The 21,347-nt window shown below is 67.2% G+C and carries 25 protein-coding genes; 14 read left to right on the top strand and 11 right to left on the bottom strand.

What is annotated here, in order from left to right; all coding sequences use genetic code 11:
- Positions 1 to 19 precede the first annotated feature (19 nt).
- A complete protein-coding gene (locus BST42_RS09145) occupies positions 20 to 274 on the bottom strand; it encodes a DUF3253 domain-containing protein (protein WP_110918543.1) in 255 nt (84 codons plus the stop codon).
- Complete coding sequence (locus tag BST42_RS09140) at positions 262 to 1,632, bottom strand: DUF2254 domain-containing protein (protein WP_237159323.1); 1,371 nt, start codon at positions 1,630 to 1,632, stop codon at positions 262 to 264. The genes BST42_RS09145 and BST42_RS09140 overlap by 13 nt, the downstream gene beginning before the upstream one ends.
- A 127-nt stretch (positions 1,633 to 1,759) precedes the next feature.
- On the opposite strand from BST42_RS09140, the gene fadD8 reads away from it, so the two are divergent.
- The 3 genes from fadD8 to BST42_RS09125 are packed head-to-tail and all read left to right on the top strand — an operon-like array spanning position 1,760 to position 4,650.
- The gene (gene fadD8, locus BST42_RS09135; RefSeq protein WP_083118244.1) at positions 1,760 to 3,361 is read left to right on the top strand and encodes a fatty-acid--CoA ligase FadD8; all 1,602 of its coding nucleotides are present in this window, start codon (positions 1,760 to 1,762) and stop codon (positions 3,359 to 3,361) included.
- A 22-nt stretch (positions 3,362 to 3,383) separates the two neighbouring features.
- Entirely contained in the window at positions 3,384 to 3,926 is a 543-nt protein-coding gene (locus BST42_RS29875) for a hypothetical protein (RefSeq protein ID WP_207569467.1), read from the top strand.
- 34 nt (positions 3,927 to 3,960) lie between these two features.
- Positions 3,961 to 4,650 carry an HAD family hydrolase gene (locus BST42_RS09125; RefSeq protein WP_083118243.1) on the top strand — a complete coding sequence of 230 codons (690 nt, stop codon included), beginning with the start codon at positions 3,961 to 3,963 and terminating at the stop codon, positions 4,648 to 4,650.
- On the opposite strand, the gene BST42_RS09120 is transcribed toward BST42_RS09125, so the two are convergent.
- Positions 4,640 to 4,891, bottom strand: a complete 252-nt coding sequence (locus BST42_RS09120; protein WP_133057436.1) for a hypothetical protein — start codon at positions 4,889 to 4,891, stop codon at positions 4,640 to 4,642. The two genes, BST42_RS09125 and BST42_RS09120, sit on opposite strands and share 11 nt — an antisense overlap.
- 95 nt (positions 4,892 to 4,986) lie before the next feature.
- Here BST42_RS09120 and BST42_RS09115 point away from each other — a divergent pair, with 95 nt between their 5' ends.
- Both BST42_RS09115 and BST42_RS09110 read left to right on the top strand, forming a co-directional pair.
- Positions 4,987 to 5,466, top strand: coding sequence for a nitroreductase/quinone reductase family protein (locus BST42_RS09115; protein WP_083118241.1), 480 nt, complete (start codon positions 4,987 to 4,989; stop codon positions 5,464 to 5,466).
- Positions 5,463 to 6,365: a 1,4-dihydroxy-2-naphthoyl-CoA synthase gene (locus BST42_RS09110; RefSeq protein WP_083118240.1), complete on the top strand. Its 903-nt coding sequence runs from the start codon at positions 5,463 to 5,465 to the stop codon at positions 6,363 to 6,365. Before BST42_RS09115 ends, BST42_RS09110 begins: the two co-directional genes overlap by 4 nt.
- A gap of 76 nt (positions 6,366 to 6,441) precedes the next feature.
- On the opposite strand, the gene BST42_RS30300 is transcribed toward BST42_RS09110, so the two are convergent.
- Positions 6,442 to 8,157: a PecA family PE domain-processing aspartic protease gene (locus tag BST42_RS30300; protein ID WP_165760816.1), complete on the bottom strand. Its 1,716-nt coding sequence runs from the start codon at positions 8,155 to 8,157 to the stop codon at positions 6,442 to 6,444.
- Positions 8,158 to 8,384: 227 nt separating this feature from the next.
- Here BST42_RS30300 and BST42_RS09095 point away from each other — a divergent pair, with 227 nt between their 5' ends.
- Both BST42_RS09095 and BST42_RS09090 read left to right on the top strand, forming a co-directional pair.
- On the top strand, positions 8,385 to 9,230 hold the full coding sequence (locus tag BST42_RS09095; RefSeq protein ID WP_264047032.1) for an SDR family oxidoreductase: 846 nt from the start codon (positions 8,385 to 8,387) through the stop codon (positions 9,228 to 9,230).
- 15 nt (positions 9,231 to 9,245) lie between these two features.
- Positions 9,246 to 9,632, top strand: coding sequence for a VOC family protein (locus tag BST42_RS09090; RefSeq protein WP_083118238.1), 387 nt, complete (start codon positions 9,246 to 9,248; stop codon positions 9,630 to 9,632).
- Here the strand turns inward: BST42_RS09090 and BST42_RS09085 are convergent.
- Genes BST42_RS09085 through BST42_RS09075 form a run of 3 tightly spaced genes read right to left on the bottom strand, consistent with a single transcriptional unit; the run spans position 9,629 to position 11,514 of the window.
- On the bottom strand, positions 9,629 to 9,940 hold the full coding sequence (locus tag BST42_RS09085; protein ID WP_083118237.1) for a DUF3349 domain-containing protein: 312 nt from the start codon (positions 9,938 to 9,940) through the stop codon (positions 9,629 to 9,631). The genes BST42_RS09090 and BST42_RS09085 overlap by 4 nt on opposite strands.
- A 7-nt stretch (positions 9,941 to 9,947) precedes the next feature.
- Entirely contained in the window at positions 9,948 to 10,229 is a 282-nt protein-coding gene (locus BST42_RS09080; RefSeq protein WP_083118236.1) for a hypothetical protein, read from the bottom strand.
- 28 nt (positions 10,230 to 10,257) lie between these two features.
- A complete protein-coding gene (locus BST42_RS09075; protein ID WP_083118235.1) occupies positions 10,258 to 11,514 on the bottom strand; it encodes an inorganic phosphate transporter in 1,257 nt (418 codons plus the stop codon).
- 228 nt (positions 11,515 to 11,742) lie between these two features.
- Here BST42_RS09075 and BST42_RS09070 point away from each other — a divergent pair, with 228 nt between their 5' ends.
- The 5 genes from BST42_RS09070 (at position 11,743) to BST42_RS09050 (ending at position 16,021) form a co-directional block, all read left to right on the top strand.
- The gene (locus tag BST42_RS09070) at positions 11,743 to 12,045 is read left to right on the top strand and encodes a DUF3349 domain-containing protein (protein WP_083118234.1); all 303 of its coding nucleotides are present in this window, start codon (positions 11,743 to 11,745) and stop codon (positions 12,043 to 12,045) included.
- A gap of 50 nt (positions 12,046 to 12,095) precedes the next feature.
- On the top strand, positions 12,096 to 13,241 hold the full coding sequence (menE, locus tag BST42_RS09065; protein WP_207569466.1) for an o-succinylbenzoate--CoA ligase: 1,146 nt from the start codon (positions 12,096 to 12,098) through the stop codon (positions 13,239 to 13,241).
- A 39-nt stretch (positions 13,242 to 13,280) separates the two neighbouring features.
- Complete coding sequence (locus tag BST42_RS09060) at positions 13,281 to 14,150, top strand: alpha/beta fold hydrolase (RefSeq protein ID WP_083118232.1); 870 nt, start codon at positions 13,281 to 13,283, stop codon at positions 14,148 to 14,150.
- Positions 14,147 to 14,545, top strand: coding sequence for a TIGR03668 family PPOX class F420-dependent oxidoreductase (locus BST42_RS09055; protein ID WP_083118231.1), 399 nt, complete (start codon positions 14,147 to 14,149; stop codon positions 14,543 to 14,545). Before BST42_RS09060 ends, BST42_RS09055 begins: the two co-directional genes overlap by 4 nt.
- 120 nt (positions 14,546 to 14,665) lie before the next feature.
- Positions 14,666 to 16,021: a hypothetical protein gene (locus BST42_RS09050; RefSeq protein ID WP_083118230.1), complete on the top strand. Its 1,356-nt coding sequence runs from the start codon at positions 14,666 to 14,668 to the stop codon at positions 16,019 to 16,021.
- Positions 16,022 to 16,410: 389 nt separating this feature from the next.
- On the opposite strand, the gene BST42_RS09040 is transcribed toward BST42_RS09050, so the two are convergent.
- Genes BST42_RS09040 through BST42_RS09025 form a run of 4 tightly spaced genes read right to left on the bottom strand, consistent with a single transcriptional unit; the run spans position 16,411 to position 19,495 of the window.
- Positions 16,411 to 17,532: a molybdopterin-dependent oxidoreductase gene (locus tag BST42_RS09040; RefSeq protein WP_083118391.1), complete on the bottom strand. Its 1,122-nt coding sequence runs from the start codon at positions 17,530 to 17,532 to the stop codon at positions 16,411 to 16,413.
- An 8-nt stretch (positions 17,533 to 17,540) separates the two neighbouring features.
- Entirely contained in the window at positions 17,541 to 18,170 is a 630-nt protein-coding gene (locus BST42_RS09035) for a methyltransferase domain-containing protein (RefSeq protein WP_083118229.1), read from the bottom strand.
- The gene (locus tag BST42_RS09030; RefSeq protein ID WP_083118228.1) at positions 18,171 to 18,842 is read right to left on the bottom strand and encodes a TIGR04282 family arsenosugar biosynthesis glycosyltransferase; all 672 of its coding nucleotides are present in this window, start codon (positions 18,840 to 18,842) and stop codon (positions 18,171 to 18,173) included.
- On the bottom strand, positions 18,839 to 19,495 hold the full coding sequence (locus tag BST42_RS09025; RefSeq protein WP_083118227.1) for a glycosyltransferase family 2 protein: 657 nt from the start codon (positions 19,493 to 19,495) through the stop codon (positions 18,839 to 18,841). The genes BST42_RS09030 and BST42_RS09025 overlap by 4 nt, the downstream gene beginning before the upstream one ends.
- A gap of 100 nt (positions 19,496 to 19,595) precedes the next feature.
- Here BST42_RS09025 and BST42_RS09020 point away from each other — a divergent pair, with 100 nt between their 5' ends.
- Complete coding sequence (locus BST42_RS09020) at positions 19,596 to 20,300, top strand: response regulator transcription factor (RefSeq protein ID WP_083118226.1); 705 nt, start codon at positions 19,596 to 19,598, stop codon at positions 20,298 to 20,300.
- Positions 20,287 to 21,309: a sensor histidine kinase gene (locus BST42_RS09015; protein ID WP_083118390.1), complete on the top strand. Its 1,023-nt coding sequence runs from the start codon at positions 20,287 to 20,289 to the stop codon at positions 21,307 to 21,309. Before BST42_RS09020 ends, BST42_RS09015 begins: the two co-directional genes overlap by 14 nt.
- Positions 21,310 to 21,347: the final 38 nt, after the last annotated feature.

The raw sequence follows: 21,347 nt of genomic DNA, 5'->3' as shown, positions 1-21,347 counted from the left end.
TTGCCATGTCGGCGAACGTTCAGGTGCCGGCTCGTCGGATCCGGACGGGTCCACGCCACTGGGCGTCCGGATCGAGGTCTTCACCTTTCTGGGTGATGACGACATCCCCGCTGCGCGCCAGTTCGCGGGCGAGCTCGCGGGTCGCCTCCATCAAGTCGCGCCAGTTGTCGGGGTCCACCGCCCGGGCGGCGTCCGACGGGCAGATCGTGCGCGGAGCACGCTCGGCCGTCATCGTGAGGATCACGGCACTCAGCCGCTTCGCTATGTCATCCATCGGGGGCACCATTCCTTGGCCAGGGCATCGTCGACCTGACCTGCGAGCCGTTCGAGCTCGGCGTGTTCGGCGGAATCGAACTGCTGCGCCGCGGCGCTCGCGCGCAGCCGCCGGCACCGGTCCGCAATGGCTTGGCGGTGTTCGGGCTCCCGCACCACCCAGGCAAGGTCTCGCAGCAGGACCAGAAGCCCGCCGAGCACCAGCGGATCGCGCTCTCCGTAGATCTGCGGTTGGGTGCAGACCAGGTCGAGTAATTCCGGAAGGTCGGGGCGAGGCAACACCACCCGGACGGCGCCGTCGTCGGCGCGCAGAACTCGCGGTCCGAGCCGGTAGCCGGCCACCTCACAGAGCACGGCGGTGCAGGACTGCAGCGCATGGACGGCGGTGGTCGGGTCATTGATCCCCGGTGACAGCGCACGGATCGCGACGTCGGTCAGCTGCCGCAGACCGTATCCGATGTCTTGAGTCGCAGTACGTTCCACACCGGTGTGGAGTGCGCCAGCGACGCGCTTGCGCAGCGATTTCAGGCTGTCGTCGTCGAGTTCGCCGCCGCCGTCGGCGGACCAGCAGAAGGCAACCGGCACATTCGCGACGACGCCGCTTCCGACCGGGCGATCGAGGAATACGACCGCGTCGGCAGCTGTGGCGGCGGCGACAAGGTCGGCTTCGTCGATCTGCGTGAGAAAGCCCGAGGACTCGGCGGTGATGACGCATGCCGAACTGCGCGGTAGCGGTGGCACGCCCGAGGACTCTTCGTCGAAGGACTCCGCCGTGCGGCCGACGGTGTCGAGGATGTCGGCCGAAACGTGGTCGAGCATCGTCTCGATGCGGATCTGGCGGACCAGATGGCCGAGGAACAACACCAGGCCCAAGACGCTGGCCGTCGCCAGGAGGTAGGCGACCGTGACCGCGATCCGGGGTACGAAGCCGGAGGTGTCGTTGGCGTTGCGGATGGTGCGCAAAACGGTGAGCGCGTAGGCGAACGTCGCGAGGAACAGCGCGAGCGTGCGTTGGACGAACCGGTCGGAGGCGAAGGTCCGCAACAGTCGTGGCGAGTACTGGCTGCTGGCAAGCTGCAACGTCACCAAGGTCAACGAGAACGTCAGCGACGTGACCGTCATCAGCGATGTCGCGATGGCCGCGAGCACTTCGCGGGCCCCGTCCGCGCCACCGCCGAACAGATACCCGGCCAGCGTCACCGGCATGTTGTCGTCGATCGCGTCGTCCAGCTCCGGCAGTACAACTCCGAGCGCTACGGCGGCGACCACACCGATCGCGGGCACTGGCCACAACCGGCTGCGAATCGCGTCGATGACGATCGCGCGACGCTGCCGGGCACCCCGGAATGCAGTGAACAAGCTGTGTCCTCTCGCGGACGTCAACGACGCTGGTTCACCGCATTGCGTCGGCGTCAAACACGTGACGACTGCTCCGGTTGTGAGACGCCCTTCCTTCCGAACTGGAACACGTTCTAATGTGGACCGCATGAGTGACGAGCTGCTTCGCCATCCCCTCCATTCTGGCCACCTGACCGTCGGCGCGCTCAAGCGCAACAAGAACAAGCCGGTGCTGCATTTGGGTGACACCACCCTTACCGGAGGCGAGCTCGCCGACCGCATCAGCCAGTACATTCAGGCGTTCGAGGCGCTCGGCGCCGGAACCGGCGCGACGGCGGGCCTGCTCTCGCTCAACCGGCCCGAGGTGCTGATGATCATCGGTGCCGGCCAGACCCAGGGTTATCGCCGGGTGGCACTACACCCTCTCGGTTCGCTCGACGACCACGCCTACGTGCTCAACGACGCCGGTGTTACATCGCTGATCATCGACCCCAACCCGATGTTCATCGAGCGTGCGCAGGGCTTGCTGGAGAAGGTGCCCGCGCTCAAGCAGGTGTTGACCCTCGGCCCGGTGCCGGATGCCCTTGGTGATTCCGCGGTGGACCTGATCGCCGAGGCAGCCAAGTACACGCCGAAGCCGTTGGTGGCGGCCGACCTTCCGCCCGATCACGTCGGCGGCATGGCCTACACCGGCGGCACCACCGGTAAGCCGAAGGGTGTGCTGGGCACCGCCCAGTCGATCACCACGATGACGACGGTTCAGCTCGCCGAGTGGGAGTGGCCGGAGAACCCGCGGTTCCTGATGTGCACGCCGCTTTCGCATGCCGGCGCGGCGTTCTTCGTGCCGACCGTGGTCAAGGGCGGCGAGCTGGTGGTGCTGACCAAGTTCGACCCGGCCGAGGTGCTGCGGGTGATCGAGGAGCAGAAGATCACCGCCACCATGCTGGTGCCGTCGATGATCTACGCGCTGATGGACCATCCCGATTCGCACACCCGCGACCTGTCGTCGCTGGAGACGGTGTACTACGGCGCCTCGGCGATGAACCCGGTGCGCCTCGCGGAGGCGATCCGCCGCTTCGGACCGATCTTCGCGCAGTACTACGGGCAGTCCGAAGCCCCGATGGTGATCTCCTACCTCGGCAAGAAGGACCACGACGAGAAGCGGCTGACGTCGTGCGGGCGGCCCACCCTGTTCGCCCGCACCGCGCTGCTCGACGCGGACGGCAATGAGGTGCCCCAGGGCGAAGTCGGCGAGATCTGCGTGTCCGGGCCGCTGCTGTCCGGCGGGTACCACAACCTGCCGGAGGAGACGGCCAAGACCTTCAAGGACGGCTGGCTGCATACGGGCGACATGGCGCGCGAAGACGAGGACGGCTACTGGTTCATCGTCGACCGGGTCAAGGACATGATCGTCACCGGCGGATTCAACGTGTTCCCGCGTGAGGTGGAGGACGTCGTCGCCGAGCATCCCGCCGTCGCGCAGGTCTGTGTGATCGGCACCCCGGACGAGAAGTGGGGCGAGGCCGTCACCGCGGTGATCGTGCTGCGGCCCGACCATCCGACCGATGACGACGCGGTCGCAAAGCTGACCACCGAGATCCAGGCATCGGTCAAGGACCGCAAGGGTTCGGTGCAGTCACCCAAGCAGGTGATCATCGTCGACTCGGTGCCGGTGACCGCACTGGGCAAGCCGGACAAGAAGGCCGTACGGGCGCAGTTCTGGGAAGGGTCATCGCGAGCCATCGGCTAGCTCCGCGGCGCATACTTGGGTGATGCTGTCCCGCGTCATCCCGCTCGAGTACCTCAAAGAGCGCGACGTGATGTTCTGGCTGCCGCCCGGCGGCCAGGACAACGACGTGTGGGCCGACACCTGGGTCATCCTCGCCGACCTTGAATCTGCCCACGCGGCACCGGTTCTCGCGCTCCTGCACGACGCCGATATCGGCGGGTACGTGGCGCGCCCGAGCGGTCTGAAAGGCGCGCCCGCACATGGCGTCCAGCTCTACGTGGACCGCGAGCAGATCCATCGAGCCACGGACGTCGTGATGCAGTTCCTGCGCGGCAAAGAGCAGCCGATCATGCCGCGTGCCGAACGAATCGCTCCGAGGATCCGCAGCAGGTTCACGGTCCCTGCCGTGCCTCGCGCGGTCTCGGTGGCGCTGCAGGTCGCGTTCATGGCAGGTCTGATCGCCCTGGGCATGGCGTTTGCGTACTACCGTGGCGCATCAATGTTGGAGAACCGAGTGCATCACCCGGCGCCGACCTCGAATGCACCCGGCATGACCAATCCCACGGCGATCAACCACAGCCCCTGAACAGCGTTACGCAACGCACTGGCAGCATGGGGCCATGCCCGTACGCGCTGTGCTGTTCGACTTCTCCGGGACCCTGTTTCGTCTCGAGGAGGACGACAGCTGGTTCGACGGCATGGAATTGATCGACGAGGACGGCCGTCGCGCTGTCGACGAGCACACTCGAGCCGAGTTGATGGAGCGCCTCACCCACCCCACCGGCGGTTCGGTGACGAGAACCGAAGAGGCGCAGCGAGCCTGGGTCAATCGCGACCTCGCCCCCGCTCTGCACCGGGAGGCCTACCTGCACGCGCTGACCGACGCCGGCCTGGCCCACGACCACGCCGAAACGCTCTACCAGCGGGCCGTCGACCCGGCGTCGTGGGTGCCTTACCCCGACACCGTCGAGGTGCTGCGATCGCTTCGGACGCAGGGCCTGCGCACCGCGATCGTGTCCAACATCGCCTTCGACATCCGGCCCGCGTTCCGCACGGCAGGGGCGGACACCGACGAATTCGTGCTGTCCTTCGAAGTCGGTGTGGTCAAACCGGATCCGCGGATCTTCGAGGTTGCGCTACAGCGCCTCGGCGTCGCCGCCGAAGATGCGCTGATGGTCGGTGACAGCGAGGAGAACGACGGCGCCGCGCGTCGCCTCGGTTGCGACTTCATCCTGGTCGACCCGCTGCCGGTCGCCGAGCGCCCCACCGGGCTCGTCGACCCGCTGCGCGACCGCGGCATCAGCTGGTGACCGAGGCTGCTGCCAGCGCGTCGAGTCCGGTCAGCATCCGATCCATCTCGTCGCGCTGACGCTCCAGCTTGCGCATGCGGTAGCGAATCGCCTTGACCCCGCAGGTGCTGCCTGCCCGGCGACGGGCCGCCAACCGACGCGCGTCGTCAGCCAACCGGGCATCGAGTTCGGCCCGGCGCTCGGCGAGAATGCGCCGGAAGTGTTCCGCCTGTCCACTGTCGGCTGCTGACGCACTCGTCAAATGTGGCATATGTTTCGATCGCGCCTGTTGGGGCTGGTGTTACAACGGCTTCGGCCCTTAGGTTGCGCCGAAACCGGTTGGCGTACCTTTTGGGCATGGCCGACTCCGAGCGCATCAGGCCGCCGTGGTGGCTCAAGCCGATGAACAAGATCTTCATGGCGGCGATGCGTCTGGGCCTGACGTCCTTTGGCGGCGAGTCGCCGATCGTGCTGACCGTTCCAGGTCGCACGTCGGGCAAGGCACGGTCGACGCCGATCACCCCGTTCACCGTCGACGGCAAACGCTACGTGGTGGGTGGCTTCCCCGGCGCGGACTGGGTGCGCAACGCCCGCGCCGCCGGCGTCGTCACCCTGACTACGGGCAGGCGCAGTGAAGCGGTGCGCATCGTGGAGCTGCCGGCCGAGGAGGCGCGCCCGCTGCTTCGGGCGTTCCCCGTGCTGGTTCCGACCGGGGTCAGCTTCATGAAGAACGCCGGGCTGGTCACCGACGGCAAGCCCGACGAATTCGAGGCCCTGGCCGGCCGCTGTGCGGTATTCCGATTCGATCCCCTCAACGATGGAGTTCAAAACCCTTGACTGACAATCCGTTTGACCCGTCGCAGTGGCGAGCCATCGACGGCTTCGAGGACCTGACCGATATCACCTATCACCGCCACGTCTCCGACGGCACGGTGCGGGTGGCCTTCGACCGTCCCGACGTGCGCAACGCATTTCGGCCGCACACCGTCGACGAGCTGTACCGCGCGCTCGACCACGCCCGGATGTCGCCGGATGTCGGCGTGGTGCTGCTGACCGGCAATGGGCCGTCGGCGAAAGACGGCGGCTGGGCGTTCTGCTCGGGCGGCGACCAACGCATCCGAGGCCGGAGCGGATACCAGTACGCCGAAGGAGAGACCGCCGAGTCGGTCGATCCGGCGCGGGCGGGGCGACTGCACATTCTGGAGGTACAGCGGCTGATCCGGTTCATGCCGAAGGTCGTCATCTGCTTGGTCAACGGGTGGGCGGCCGGCGGGGGGCACAGCTTGCACGTGGTGTGCGACCTGACGCTGGCCAGCCGAGAGCACGCCCGGTTCAAGCAGACCGACGCCGACGTCGGCAGCTTCGACGGTGGGTACGGCAGCGCTTATCTGGCACGGCAGGTCGGCCAGAAGTTCGCCAGGGAGATCTTCTTCCTCGGCAGGCCCTACACCGCCGAGCAGATGCACCACATGGGTGCGGTCAACGAGGTGGTCGACCACGCCGAGCTGGAAAACGTGGGTGTGCAATGGGCCAAGGAGATCAACGGCAAATCACCGCAGGCCCAACGCATGCTGAAGTTCGCCTTCAACCTGCTCGACGACGGGCTGGTGGGACAGCAACTGTTCGCCGGGGAAGCCACCCGGCTGGCCTACATGACCGACGAGGCCGTCGAGGGCCGGGATGCGTTCCTGGAAAAGCGCGATCCCGATTGGAGTCCGTTCCCCCGATACTTCTGAGGAATGCCTACGTCCGCTGCCGTGGCGCAGGCGGCCAGCACACGAAACCGCGCCGAAGTCGTTGTCTCCCTGCCCGCTAGGCCGACACGGTTGGCGCATAGTCGAAGCTCGTGACGCCGCGATCTGTGCTGTAGGAGAAGTAGATCGGACCCTGCAGGAAAGGCTGGAAGCCGGTGTTGGCGCCGTCGTTGTTGACGATATCGGGTCCATTGCCGGCGTTGTACATGTCGACGGTGACTGTGTAGGTGAAGAGCAAGGTGCTTCCGTAATACCAAGAAATAGTCGTGCCGACCGGAAGATTGTCGTTCGGCTTCAAGTGCGACAGGGTCGAAGGCAACGTCGATTGCGGCACGTTACCGCCGACACCGCCGCTGTCGACGACGACATCGTCGGTGATCTCGGTTGGCCCGCTCGAAGCACTGCCATAGGTGATCTGCACGCCCAACGATGCGGTGTACCAACTCGGGAAAGAGGTCACGGCGGGAAGCGGATTGGCACCGAAGGTCATCTGCTTGGCGGGCTCGTTCATCAAGAAGCCCTCGTTCAGACCGGTCGGCAACGCGCGGATGACACTGCTCAGCCCGTCAGTGCTCCCGACGCCGACCCCCATCGTGGCGTTCACGTCGTACTGCGGGTCGGACCACTTGGATTGGTCGACAGGGTTCCAGTGCACGCCACCGTCAGTCGATTCCTCGACCTTGTAGACCACGCCGACATTGGTTGGGCCGCTGATGATCCCGTTGCCGAAATCCACTGAGGTGGAGTACACGTCGTAATAGAACTGGCCCCAGTCGGAGTACTGGATCATTCCGCTCTTACCCGTCGGCTGGCCGATGTTGGAGGGGTTGACCTGAGTGATCGGGATGATCAAACCACTCGAGCCGGTGTCGACTTCCACCTGCGCCGCGGGTGCACCGCCTATCGAGACGCCCACCGTGGAGTAACCGTTGGACGATGTGTAAGTCAAGGCAATGCTGGGCGATCCGCCGGCAGCGCCGGCCGCGCCCTGATATCCGAACAGCCCGGCGGCGCCACCGGCCCCACCCGCACCGAGTACTCCGCCGGCACCACCGGCGCCACCAGCGCCCGAAAACAATCCGCCGCGACCGCCGGTGCCGCCCTGCGCGACTTCGCCTCCAGCGCCGCCGACGCCACCAGTGCCGACGAATATCGCGTTGCCGCCGACCCCACCGGCGCCCGTTGGCCCGCCGGCGCCGCCGCCGCCGCCATTGCCGTACAACACACCGCCCGCACCGCCGGTACCGCCGGTCGCTCCCCAGCCGCCCGTACCGCCGGCGCCGCCGGAACCGAACAATCCCGCCGAGCCGCCGTTGCCGCCCACCGCGCCTGCGGCAGTGCTGTCACCGCCGGCACCACCGTTGCCATACAGCCAGCCGCCTGCGCCGCCCGCCGTGCCCATACCCTGCGCATTGGTCGTTCCGTCGGCACCATTGCCCACCAGGGGCCGCCCGGTCAACGTCTGTATGGCGGCGTTGATCCCGTCGGCCACGGCCTGTTCGGTCGCTGCCGGGGTGCGGGGGACCGAGACCGCCGATGGTTTATGGCCCGAGGTCACGACGGCCGGGCGTGCGACCGCAGCCGGAGGCGGGACGTGACCGGCGCCCGGCTTTGCGCTTGCCTGCTTAGAGGTGTGGGGCGCCGGACCACCTTGCCCGCTGTCGGCGTGGGCGACAGCAGATCCGCCGGCCAACGCCGTCCCGACCCCGAGGGTGATGGCACCCGCGCCTAGCCACAGGTAGGGCGTGCGGCTGCGGCGGTTGGTTCCGGTCATCGGGACGCTCCTCCCAGAGCCACACAATTGACGTTCGCGATAATACGGCCCGCCTCGTCTGCATTGGCTGGAATCAGCAAACCGCCAGACAGGGTGAACCTGAACCACACCCTCGCGCGCACACGCTTCAGCGAACAAAGCCCGCCATGCCGGGTCGCTTCGGAACACCTGGCTGAGCATCCGACGCCCGGTACGACCGGCCGGCCCTGCCGTCATAGACTCCGGCCGTGAATCCCCTGCGCCGAATCACCGAGGCCATCGCGCTGACCGGTATGCGACCACCGCTGAGCCTGCCGACCGGCGTGACCGTCGACCTGCGCGGCAAGCGGGTGCTGATCACCGGCGCTTCGTCGGGCATCGGTGCCGCCGGGGCCGAGCAGTTCGCCGCCGAAGGGTGCGAGGTCATCGTGGTCGCCCGCCGCGAGGACCTGCTCGCCGAGGTCGTCGACCGCATCACCGACGCCGGCGGATCCGCGACCGCGATCCCCTGCGACCTGTCCGACCTCGACGCCGTCGACGCGCTGGCGCAGGAAGTCGGCGCTGTCGACATCCTGGTGAACAACGCAGGCCGCTCGATCCGCAGGCCGCTGGCCGAATCGCTGGACCGGTGGCATGACGTCGAGCGCACCATGATGCTCAACTACTTCTCGCCGCTGCGCCTCATCCGCGGGCTGGCGCCCGCCATGCTGGAGCGCCGCGACGGACACATCATCAACGTCGCCACCTGGGGCGTCTTCAGTGAAGCCTCTCCGCTGTTCGGGGTCTACAACGCGTCGAAGTCAGCACTCAGCGCGGTCAGCCGCGTGATCGAGACCGAATGGTCCGGCCAGGGCGTGCATTCCACGACGCTGTACTACCCGCTGGTGGCCACCCCGATGATCGCCCCGACGAAGGAATACGACGGGCTGCCCGCGCTGACCCCGGAAGAGGCCGGTCAGTGGATGATCGAAGCGGCCCGGCACCGGCCGGTACGAATCGCGCCGCGGATGGCCGTCACCGCCCGCGCGCTCGACGTCGTCGCGCCCGGCGCGATGAACCGGGCGATGAAGCGTCAGCGCCTACAGCCGAACTGAGGTAGACACGACGGCATGGAGATCCTTGCGAGCCGAATGCTGCTCCGGCCGGCGGATTACGAACGCTCAGTGGACTTTTACCGCGACGCTCTCGGTCTGGCCATCGCCCGCGAATACGGCGGCGGCACAGTGTTCTACGCCGGGCAGTCGCTGATCGAACTCGCCGGCCATGGCACGCCCGCCAACGCGGACGGTCCGTTTCCCGGCGCGCTGTGGCTGCAGGTGCGCGATCTCTATGCCACCCAACAGGAGTTGACGTCCCGCGGAGTCGAGATCGCCCGCGAAGCCCGGCGCGAACCGTGGGGTCTACACGAGATGCACGTCAACGATCCGGACGGGATCACGCTGATCTTCGTGCAGGTGCCCGACGACCACCCACTGCGCCGCGACAGCCGAGGCTAGTGCGCTTCGAGCGGCCAGCCGACCGAAGCCAGCCGCGCAGCAACCTGATTCAGCTCTTCTGGATTGGGTTCCTTCTCGATGACCATACGCACCGCGTCACGAACCTGCTCCTCAGTCACCGGAGCGTCCAGATCGGCTGAGCGCAAGACAGATTGGGCGGCTTGCACCACTTCGTCCTCCGAAAGCGACCTCTTCAGCAAGGCGAGCAGCGGGTAGTAGTCCGTGGGCGGAACGCCTTCCGGATAACCCTTGTGCAACCAGGCCAGGACGTTCTCGAGGAAAGTCGGCTGCTGTTGATCGACAGTCATCGCAGTCTCACTTCTTCAGCATCGGGAAGAGGTCGATGCCGAAGTGATGGATGATCGTCGCCCGGGTGATCCAGGCGACGGCCGTCACGATCACCAGGCCGACGAACAGGAACAGCACGATCCCCGCGAACTTGAGCGCCGGGTTCGGCTTGTGGATCACGTGGTCGGCTTCCTCGCCGCCGGCGCCGAACGAGTAGGCCAACATCCCGGTCGCGAACAGTGCCGGCAGGCCCGCGCCGAGAATGAGCCCGACCACCAGCACCTTGAGGATGGATTCGAAGTACGTCATCAACGTGTCCTTTGGCTTGTCGCGGTGGTCAGACCGTGGCGGTGGGCTCGGACGACGACACACCCTTGGTTGCCGCACGCACTTCGGCAGGAACCACGGAGTTGGTCGACGTATCCCAATCGGCGTTGACATTGCTGTGGTCGACCTTCTGCTGCTGAGCCCGCCACCAGATGTAGCCCGACAGACCCACGAGGATCAGGAAGATCAGGCCGTCGCCCATCAGTTGAGAACCACTGATGTCCTTGACCAGAGCGGACAGCCAGTACGAGAGCGCACCAACCAGTCCGGCGGCAGGCAGCGTGATCAGCCAGGCCACGACCATGCGACCGGCCACTGACCAGCGCACCTCGGCACCCGGCTTGCCGACACCGCTACCGAGGATCGACCCGGTGGCGACGTGCGTGGTGGACAGCGCCATACCGGCAGCGCTGGAGGTGAGAATGACTGCGGCCGAAGAGGCTTCGGCGGCCAGGCCCTGCGGCGACTCGATCTCGACCAGACCTTTGCCCAGAGTGCGGATGACCCGCCAACCACCGATGTAGGTGCCGAGCCCGATCGCCAGCGCACAGCTGAAGATGATCCAGAACGGCAGACCGTCCTTCTTCACGTCACCGGTCAGGTGACCAGTGGTGATGAGGGCGAGCGCGATGACGCCCATCGTCTTCTGCGCGTCATTGGTGCCGTGCGCCAGTGAGACCAGGGAGGCGGTGGCGATCTGACCCCACCGGAAGCCTGTTTCCCGCCGACTCGCGAGCACCTTGCGGGTGATGCGGTAGACGAGCCACGTACCACAGCCGGCGACAAGGCCGGCGATCAACGGTGAGGCCACCGCAGGCAACAGGACCTTCTGCGTGACGCCCGACCAGTTGACGCCGGCGGCGCCAAGGGCCGCGAGACCGGAGCCGATCAATCCGCCGAACAGCGCGTGCGAGGAACTGGACGGGATGCCGAACAACCACGTCATGAGGTTCCACAGGATGCCGCCGATGAGGCCGGCAAAAATAATCGTCAGTCCCGTCGAGGAGGAGATGCCGGGCAGCAGGTGACCGGTCTTGCCGTCCTGCACCTTCAACACCGACGTGGTCACCGTCACCGCCACTTCGACGGAGAGGAACGCGCCGACCAGGTTCAAGAGCCCGGACAGAAGGACGGCAGTCTTGGGCTTGAGCGCGCCGGTGGCGATCGACGTCGCCATGGCATTGCCCGTGTCGTGGAATCCGTTTGTGAAATCGAATGCCAACGCGGTGGCAATCAACAACACCAGGATGATCATCTCCGTGCTCATGACTGAGATTCTGCTGGGTGCGTCGGTACTTTGACCAGTTGCCAAAAGTCCTCGAACTGGGCATTTGCGAACGTCCCGCAGGTGTTCATCGCGCGTTAACCTACCAGCCCTCACCCGTTTCTCCCGACCGACGCAACGGGGGTACAACGTAGGCGCGGCAATCGATGCCGACTAGAATTTCGTGCATTCCACAGGGCGCCCACACGCCCCCGCGAGGGAGATGCTGCGGTGACCAACTTCATCACCAAAATCGTGGCCTGGATCAAAGCCGGCTACCCGGACGGGGTCCCGCACCCCGACCAGGTGCCGTTGTTCGCGCTGCTGCGGCGGAGGTTGAGCGACGACGAGGTCATCGCGGTGGCCAACGCACTGCTCGAGCGCGGCGCGTTCGACCACATCGACATCGGGGTATTGATCACTGAGATCACCGACGCGCTGCCCACTCCGGAGGACATCGATCGGGTCCACGACAGGCTGGCCAACTACGGCTGGCCGCTGGACGATCCGCGAGACAGTGAGGACGTCGAATAACCACTCTGCGAGCGCTCGCCATACCGCCAGGCCCGTCAGCGCAGTCAGTGATGGCCGCCCTGGATGGCGTGCTCGACGGGCGCGACGCACCCCTGGTTCCGATTCCTGCCGGCGACTTGCGTGAGAGCGAGTTGCTGACAACCTCCTTGCGGGTCGGTGAGGAGATCGACGACGACGTCGCGCTGGTGGTGTCGACGTCGGGCACTACCGGTATGCCCAAAGGCGCGATGCTCACCCCTGCGGCGTTGATTGCCAGCGCATCGGCCACCCTGGATCACCTCGGCGGCCCGGGGACCTGGCTGCTCGCGCTGCCGACACACCACATCGCCGGGATCCAGGTGCTGGTGCGCAGCCTGCAGGCCGGCACGGTGCCGGTCGAGCTGGACGTCTCAGCAGGCTTCGACGTGACCCAATTGCCAACGGCGGTAGCACAATTGGGATCAGGCCGGCGCTACACCGCGCTGGTGGCCACTCAGCTCGCCAAGGCGCTGCTGGACCCCGAGGCCACCGCGGCACTCGCCGAACTCGACGTGGTGCTGCTCGGTGGCGGGCCCGCGCCACGGCCGGTGCTCGACGGTGCGGCGGCGGCCGGAATCACGGTGGTGCGAACCTACGGCTCCAGTGAGACCGCGGGTGGATGCGTGTACGACGGTGTTCCGCTGTCCGGGGTGACGATCCGCTTGGACGATGGCGCCGAGCCCGGCGAGGGCCGCATCGTCATCGGGGGCCCCACCCTGGCGCTGGGCTATCGCAACCCACCGGACCCCGATCCGTTCGCCGAAGCCGGCTGGTTCCGGACCGACGACCTGGGCACCGTCGACGCCGAGGGCCGGCTGCGCGTGCTGGGCCGGGTCGACGAAGGCATCAGCACCGGCGGGCTGACGGTGATGCCCGCGCCGGTGGAAGCAGTGCTCTCGCAGCACCCGGCGATCGCCGATTGCGCGGTGTTCGGTCTCGACGACGACCGGCTCGGCGAGCGGGTGGCCGCCGCAGTGGTGCTTGTCACTGGGGCCGTCGAACCCAGCCTGGACGACATCCGCGCGTACCTGGCCGAGTCGCTCGATCCGACGGCCGCACCCCGTGAACTGCACATTCTCGACGAGCTGCCGCGCCGCGGCATCGGCAAGCTGGATCGTCGCGCGCTGCGCGAGCGGTTCGCCAACGGCGGTGACCTACCCGGCGGCTACGGCTGGTGAACAATGGTTTACGCAGCCACATAGAGGGGACAGAAGAGTATGGACGAGCTGAAGTTTCTCGACCTGCACGGTGACCAGGTGGCCTATCTCGACGAAGGCCAGGGCGACGTCATCCTGCTGCTGCACGGTATGGCAGGCAGCTCGCAGACCTGGCGCCAGATGATTCGCCCGCTCTCGCGCAGATACCGGGTGATCGCCCCGGACCTGCCCGGCCATGGGCGTTCCGACAAGCCGCGCAGCGACTACTCGCTGGGTGCGTTCGCGGTGTTTCTGCGCGACTTGCTCGACGAACTCGGCGTGACACACGCCACCGTCGTAGGACAGTCACTGGGCGGCGGCATCGCCATGCAGTTCGTCTATCAGCACCCCGACTACTGCCGGCGGCTGGTCCTGATGAACAGCGGCGGTCTGGGTCCGGATGTCGGGTGGACATTGCGACTGCTCTCCGCGCCCGGCGCCGAACTGATCATGCCGATCATCGCACCGCCGCCGGTGCTCGCCGCCGGTGAGAAGGTGAGGTCGCTGTTCAGCAAGCTCGGTATCACCTCGCCGCGCGGCGGGGAGATCTGGAACGCCTACAGTTCCTTCGCCGATGCCGAGACGCGGCAGGCGTTCCTGCGCACGCTGCGTTCGGTGGTCGACTACCGCGGGCAGGCCGTCAGCGCCCTGAACCGGCTGCACGTCGCCACCATGCCGGTCATGGTCATCTGGGGCGATCAGGACGCCATCATTCCCGTCGAGCACGCGTACTCCGCGCACGAGACACGGCCGGACGTCCGGCTCGAGGTGCTGACCGGCGTCGGGCACTTCCCCCAGGTGGAGCGCCCGATGGAAGTTGTCGAGCTGATCGACGACTTCATCGCCACCACCGCGGGCACCGATATCGAACAGCCCGCCACCCAGACGTGACCGAACCGGCCGACCGTTTCGCCGACGCGGCGGTGGCCAGGCTGGCCACGGTGACCCCGGACGGCCCGCCGCATGTGGTGCCGATCGTGTTCGCGGTCGCCGAGTCCACCATCTACACCGCGGTGGACGGGAAGCCGAAAACCACTCAACGGCTGCGGCGACTGGCCAACATCGAGGCCAACCCCCGGGTGAGCATCCTGGTCGACCACTACGACGACGACTGGTCGCAGCTGTGGTGGGTGCGGGCCGACGGGATCGCGGCGATCCACCACGACGATTCGGCATGCGAGCGCGGCTATGAGCTGTTGCGTGCGAAATATCCGCAGTACCACCATGTTCCGCTGAACGGGCCGGTGATCGCGGTGGACGTCGATCAGTGGTCGTCCTGGGGCTGAACCGCGTCTCGGTGCGCATGGCGCCGAAATCGACGTCACGGTCGCGAATCTCGTGACGTCACAACCCTGTAGTCGATCTCGCGGCTGTTATGACCGGCAACGCCCGTACGCTGGAGACTTGTGAGCATCGGTCGCAAAGAAGCGGTCGCGGTAACCGTCGGCGTGCTGCTGGTGGTCGCGGCATTCGTGGTTCCGCACCTGAATCTGGGCATCGTCACTCCGCTGATCAACAGTTCCCCGGCCCAGATCAAGAGCTTCGCCGATACCGCGCCGATCTTCGGATGGTGGAACGCCCACGTCGGCTGGGGCACCGTGCCGGCGATCCTCATCGGCGCGGCGACCGTGATCTGGGGCGCCTCGCTCGCAGGGCGCCTGCCCTGGCGGGCTTTGACGCTGTCGGTGTGGGCGACGTCGATGCTGTGGGCGTTCTCCCTGGCGATGATCGACGGCTGGCAGCGCGGCTTCGCCGGCCGGCTCACCGCCCGGCACGAATACCTCAATCAAGTGCCGACGATCACCGACATCCCCGAAGCGGTCCGCACATTCGCCAGCCGGATCCTGGACTTCCAACCGAATTCGTGGATCACCCATGTCTCCGGCCACCCGCCCGGTGCGCTGCTGACGTTCGTCTGGCTGGACCGCATCGGACTGGGCGGCGGCGCGTGGGCCGGGCTGTGGTGCCTGTTGGTCGGCTCGTCCGCCGCGGCGGCCATCGTGGTCGCGGTGCGGGCACTCAACGGTGAGCAGACCGCGCGCCTAATTGCGCCGTTCGTGGCCGTCGCACCGACTGCGATCTGGATCGCGGTCTCCGCCGACGGCTATTTCGCGGGTGTCGCGGCGTGGGGAATCGCCTTGCTGGCGTTGGCGGTTCGCCAGACGGTCCGCCGGCCCCTGCTGGTGGCTGTGGCAGCGGGTGTGGTGCTGGGCTGGGCGATCTTCCTCAACTATGGCCTGGCCCTGATGGCCGTGCCCGCGCTGGCGGTATTGATCTGTGCGTCGTCATGGCGCGGCGCGGTTCGGGTGCTGATCCCAGCAGCACTGGGCGCACTGGCGGTCGTCGGCGTGTTCGTGATCGCCGGCTTCTGGTGGTTCGACGGCTACACCCTTGTGCAGCAGCGCTATTGGCAAGGGATCGCACTGAATCGGCCGTTCCAGTACTGGAGCTGGGCCAACCTGGCCTCGGTGGTGTGCGCAATCGGGCTGGGCAGCGTCGCCGGCATCGGCCGGGTATTCGACATCGCCGCGATCAAACGCCGCTCCGGGCTGCACCTGGTGATCCTGGCCGCGCTGGTGGCGATCCTGTTCGCCGACCTGTCGATGCTGTCGAAGGCCGAGACCGAACGGATCTGGCTACCGTTCGAGGTGTGGCTCACCGCCGCCGGTGCCCTGCTGCCGGTCCGGGCCCACCGATGGTGGCTGGGGCTCAACGTCATCGGCGCGCTTCTTCTCAACCACTTCATTCTCACCAACTGGTAGCACCCGGTCGCCGACCAGGTATAGCAGCGCCGCGCCCCAGACCACGGCCAGCGCAATCCAGAAGCCGGCCTCGTAGTCGCGGTCGAGCACCGTCAGATTGTCCAGATGCAGTCCCGGCTTGTCGTAGACCGGAATCGCCAGCAGCACCAGCACCACCGTAAGCAGCGCGGCCACCAGCACCGGCGTCCACCACCTGTGCGGCAAGAGACGCCGCCCGGCGAACCCGAGGGCGACGCACACCGGCGCGAACACCGCGTCGTGCAGGAGCACACCGATCAGTGCCCACACCACGATCCGGATGATGACGTCAGTCGAGTTCTGTGCCACCAGCACCACACCGTAGACGCCGAGCGCCACGCCCAGCGCAACCAGGAAAACCCGGACCGACGTCACGTCACCACCTCAATTCTGGACAGCCATTTCGTCTGCAGCACACCTGGTCTCGTCGGCGCGATCAGCCGGCAGGGATAACCGTGGTCGAGGTCGAGCGTCTGCCCGTTGAGCTTCAGCGCGATCAGAGTCTGCGAATCGCGGGTGTGGCGCGCGGGCAACACGGTGCGCGAGTACGGGCCGGGCGGTTCGAGTGAGATCATCCTGACACCGGAATCCGTCTTGGCGCCAACAGCTCTGAGCAGATCGGCGAGAACGACGCCGGTCCAGTCCGCGGTGGCGCTCCAGCCCTCCACACACGCGATCGGAAGCCGGTGGGTGGTTTGCGGCATCGCCGCCAACTCGTCGACGGTCATCGCCGTTACGGCCGAACCGTTGACAATGGTCAATCGGTAGTCCGGCGAGCGGGCGCTGCCGAGCACCCCGGCCGCGAGCGCCGACCGGTTCACCGGGACACCCTGCGGACCGCGGCCCGAGCGGGGGGCCAGCAGCGACACCCGTCGTAGCCACGGAATCGTCTGCCCCGCAGTGGCTATCGTCGCGACGCCCACGGCCAGCCCGGTGCCGTACAGCACCGCGCGCCGGCTGGGGCCGACCCGCAGCTCACCGGTCGGCGGCTCCTCGAGAGGCTCACCGAGGGCCCGGCGGATCACCGGAAGTTTCACACCGATGTGCACCAGGACCGCGCCGGCTGCGACGTAGGCGATCGCGTAATGGCTTGTGGTGAAGAAGAACTCGAACGCATACCACTGCGCGATGTTCATGACGCCGGTGGAGAGCTGAAAGATCATCGACCCCACCAGAACCAGAATCGACGCCCGCTCGACCTGGCGGGTCAGTCCGCCGACGATGGGCCGTTCGAACAGCTTGGGGTACACCGACCACAGCTTGACCAGCAGCAGCGGGATCGCGGCAATGCCCGAGATCACGTGCAGGCCCTGGGTCAGCTGATACAGCCAGACCGGGCGCGTCGGCCAGAAGAACCACGGCTGCGGATGCTGGATGAAGTGACTGATCAATCCCGTGACGAAGCAGACGGCCACGGCGACACCGAGGGCGACCCCGACCCGAGCCGTCACTGCTGTGCCACGCAAGGCGGTGGCCTTCGTGGTGGATCCCATCTGCGGCGTCACGTCAGCGTGAGTGTAGCCACCACTCGCCCGCCGATCGGGTGAATCCCGACCAACGTCAACCCGACTTCCTCGGCCAGCGCGGCCGCGCAGTCCACTCCCACCGAGGCCCACTTGAACCAGGGGCCGATGTTGTTCGACGACTCCAACCGCACCCAGCTGGTCCGCACCCCGACCGTGCCCGGATCGAACTCGGCCACGCAGCGACCGCCGGCCCGCAGCAGCTCCGCGGCCCGGCGCAGGACCCGGCGCGGATCACCCGCCAGACCGATGTTCCCGTCGGCGAGCAGCACCGTCTGCCAGCGGCCGGTTCCCGGTAGCGGCTCGAATACGTCGCGCAGCAATACCGGTGCACCGATACGCCGTGCGAGCCGGACCGCCGTCGCCGACTGGTCGACGCCAAGGGCAGGTATGCCGCGCTGGATCAGATCCGCCACCAAACGCCCTGGGCCGCAACCTAAGTCGATCGTCGGCCCGTCGCACAGCGCCACGATGGCCGCGTCGAACACGCTATCGGCGTCCTGACCGCCCAGCCAGCTACGCACCGGAAGCGGGTGACGACGGCCGTCGCGGTGGCGCAACCAACATCGCTCGCCGTCGAGCGCGTCGTCGTATAGCTGTCCCAACATTCATAGTCCTCGAGTGACTTGGGCGAACCGGCTCGAGGGCGAGCAGGCAGCGCGGACGGCAGGGATGTCGTCGACGGTGTCGACGTCGTGCAGTTCTTCGACGAGACTCACGGAAATCCCGGTGTGCTCGAAGGCCCCGAGCGTTACAGCGCCGGTATCCGCCCGCGACATCGGCACATCACGCAGACACCCGGCACTCGCGCCGTCGGCTACGCCGAGCACCCACCAGCCGCCGTCGCGTGCCAGTCCGAGGACGGCCGGGACCTGCAGTAGCCGTCGGGCGCAGCCGGTGAGAAGCGCCGCGCTCACCTGCGGGGTGTCCATCCCGATCTGCAGCACCGGTTGACGAGCCGTCGCGGCGTCGGCGTGCGCGTTGGCCAGCCGGTCGGCGAAGCCGTCACCGCGTTGCGTGATCACGGTGAAGTCGGCGAGCCGATCGTGTATTTCGCCGGCCCGGCAGGCCTGATCCAGCTCACCGGTCATCGCGACCACCCGATGGGTGACCGGAGTCGCGGCCACCGCGTCAAGGGTGTCCAGCAGCGCGGCGGCGGCGATGTCGGCTGCGGTCCGGTCCCCCACTGTCGCGGCCAGTCGGGTCTTGGCGAGCCCGGGTATCGGCGCTTTGGCCACCACCAGCACGGTGACCGGGATCGGTACCGGGCTCGGCGTCACGAAATGACCTTCCAGAAATCGACGGCAGCGGTGAGGCTTCCTCGCACCGACCCGCTGACCTTCGATTTGCCGCCGACCCGCGGGCCGTAGTCGACGTCGACCTCCACCACATGCCATCCCGCGGTAGCGGCACGGACCAGTAATTCGAGCGGGTACCCCGAACGGCGGTCGGCTACCCCGAGCGTCAGCAACGCGTCACGCTTGGCCACCCGCATCGGCGCGATGTCATGGACAGGCAGCCGATGCCGGGTCCGCAACCGCCAGCACACCGCCGCGGTACCCAAACGGGCATGCCAGGGCCATGTCACCCCAGGCAGCGCACGGCGCCGGCCGATGACCATGTCGGCGCCGCCGTCGAGCGCGGCGACCAGCCGCGGCAGGTCGGCCGGGTCCAGCGAACCGTCGCCGTCGAGCACCGCGACGATGGGCGTGGTGGCCGCCAGCACCCCGGCGTGGACGGCCGATCCGTAGCCCGGCCGGGACTCGCGGACCACGTCCGCACCATGCCGCTGCGCGACTTCCGCGGTGCCGTCGGTGCTGTTGTTGTCCACGACCAACGCGCGATAACCGGCCGGCATCGCGGCCAGGACGGTGGGCAGCGAATCCGCTTCGTTCAGGCAGGGCAACACCACCGTGACCGGACAGTCGGGCATAGGAGCCAACCTAGGCGAGCATTGGCGAATCCGCGCAGAAGGGAATGACAAAACCGTGACGTTGGTGCAGGTGAGGGCTGCTGTTGGCTAACCTTTCCCTATGCCCGCACGCGTGCTCATCGCCGACGACGACACCGTCGTCCGTGACGTGGTGCGCCGGTACCTCGAACGCGACGGCCTGGAAGTGGCGGTGGCGGGCGACGGAAACGAGGCTCTGCGGGTGCTGGGCACCCAGCGGATCGACGTCGCCGTGCTCGACGTGATGATGCCCGGACCCAACGGTCTGTCGCTGTGCCGGAACCTGCGCCAGCAGGGCGACTTCAGCGTGCCGGTGATCCTGCTGACCGCACTCGGCGAGGAAGAGGACCGTATCGCGGGGCTGGAAGCCGGCGCCGACGACTATCTGACCAAGCCGTTCAGCCCGCGCGAGCTCGCGCTGCGGGTGCGTTCGGTGTTGCGGCGGGCACCGGCGCCCGCGGCTGCTCTTCCGCTGGAGATGACCGTCGGTGACCTGACGGTATCGACGGCCGCACGCGCCGTGCAGATCGACGGCAAGCCGGTTGGGTTGACCAACCGCGAATTCGACCTGCTGCTGTTCTTCCTGACTCACACCGACACCGTGTTCTCCCGCGAGGAGTTGCTGCAGCAGGTGTGGCATTGGGACTTCGGCGACCTGTCGACGGTCACCGTGCACGTCAAGCGCTTGCGGTCCAAGCTCGGCGATCATCACCGCGTACAAACGGTCTGGGGCCGTGGGTACCTGTGGCGCGGTGAAGCCGGCGGCGGTGACCGTGCCACCGCATGATCTGGCCCAGATTGCGGTACTTGCGCTGGCCTGCTCGCTGCCCGTAGTCCTGTTGGGCGCGTTGGTCATCCGGCTGGCCCGGTCCTGGTCGATGACGGTCACGATGGTCGCCCTGGTGTTGATCCCGACGCTGGCGACCCTGACCGGCGTGCTGGGCGCGAGCGGCTTCATGATCACCAGCACATTCGCGTCGATCGCCGTCGTGCTGCTGATCGTGGCGATCGTGACACTGCCCGCGGCGGTGATGCTGGCCCGCTATCAGGCCCGCCGCACGGTGTGGGAGCGGGAGATTCACGACGCCGAGCGGATGGCCGAACAATCCAGACGCCGGTTGGTGGCGTTCGTCAGCCATGACCTTCGCACTCCGCTGGCCGGTATCCGCGCGTTGGCCGAAGCGATCGCCGACGGAGTGGTCAGCGACGACGAGGTGCGGGTGCAGGCCAAACACATTGAACACGAATCGGTTCGACTCTCCGAGATGGTCGACGACCTGTTCGAGATGTCGAAGATCAACGCCGGAGCGGTCCACGCGCCATACGAGAAGGTGGCGCTCGACGAGGTCGTCGACGACGTGATTGCGGCCCACAGGATCGCCGCGGAGCGGGCCGGGGTGCACCTGACCGCATCGGTACCGGCCGACCCTGTCCGGGTGATCGGCAGCGATCGGGCGCTGGTCCGGGTGTTGTCGAATCTGGTGGCGAACGCGATCGCACACACCCCGTCCGGTGGGGCGGTGACATTGGCGCTCGGCAGCGACGCCAGCGGGGCGTGGGCGCGGGTGGACGACACCGGTGTCGGGATCGACGAGACGGACCTGCCCCGGGTGTTCGACGTCGCCTATCGCGGGTCGAATGGGCGTGTGCCGCGCGAGGATTCGTCACTGCCCAGTGGCTCGGGCCTCGGTTTGGCGATTGCAGCCGGGCTGGTGCAGGCACACCACGGCACGCTGTCGGCGCACAACACCGCACACGGTGCCCGCTTCGAGGTCCGGCTGCCGAAGTTGGACTGAGTACATTCGCGGAACCACTCTTTCCAGCCGCGACGGCG

It is taken from the genome of Mycolicibacterium rhodesiae (assembly GCF_002086695.1).
GTDB classification, from domain to species: domain Bacteria; phylum Actinomycetota; class Actinomycetes; order Mycobacteriales; family Mycobacteriaceae; genus Mycobacterium; species Mycobacterium rhodesiae.
The sequence above is the reverse complement of the archived record's forward strand: the minus strand, read 5'-3'. Positions and strand labels throughout refer to the sequence as shown.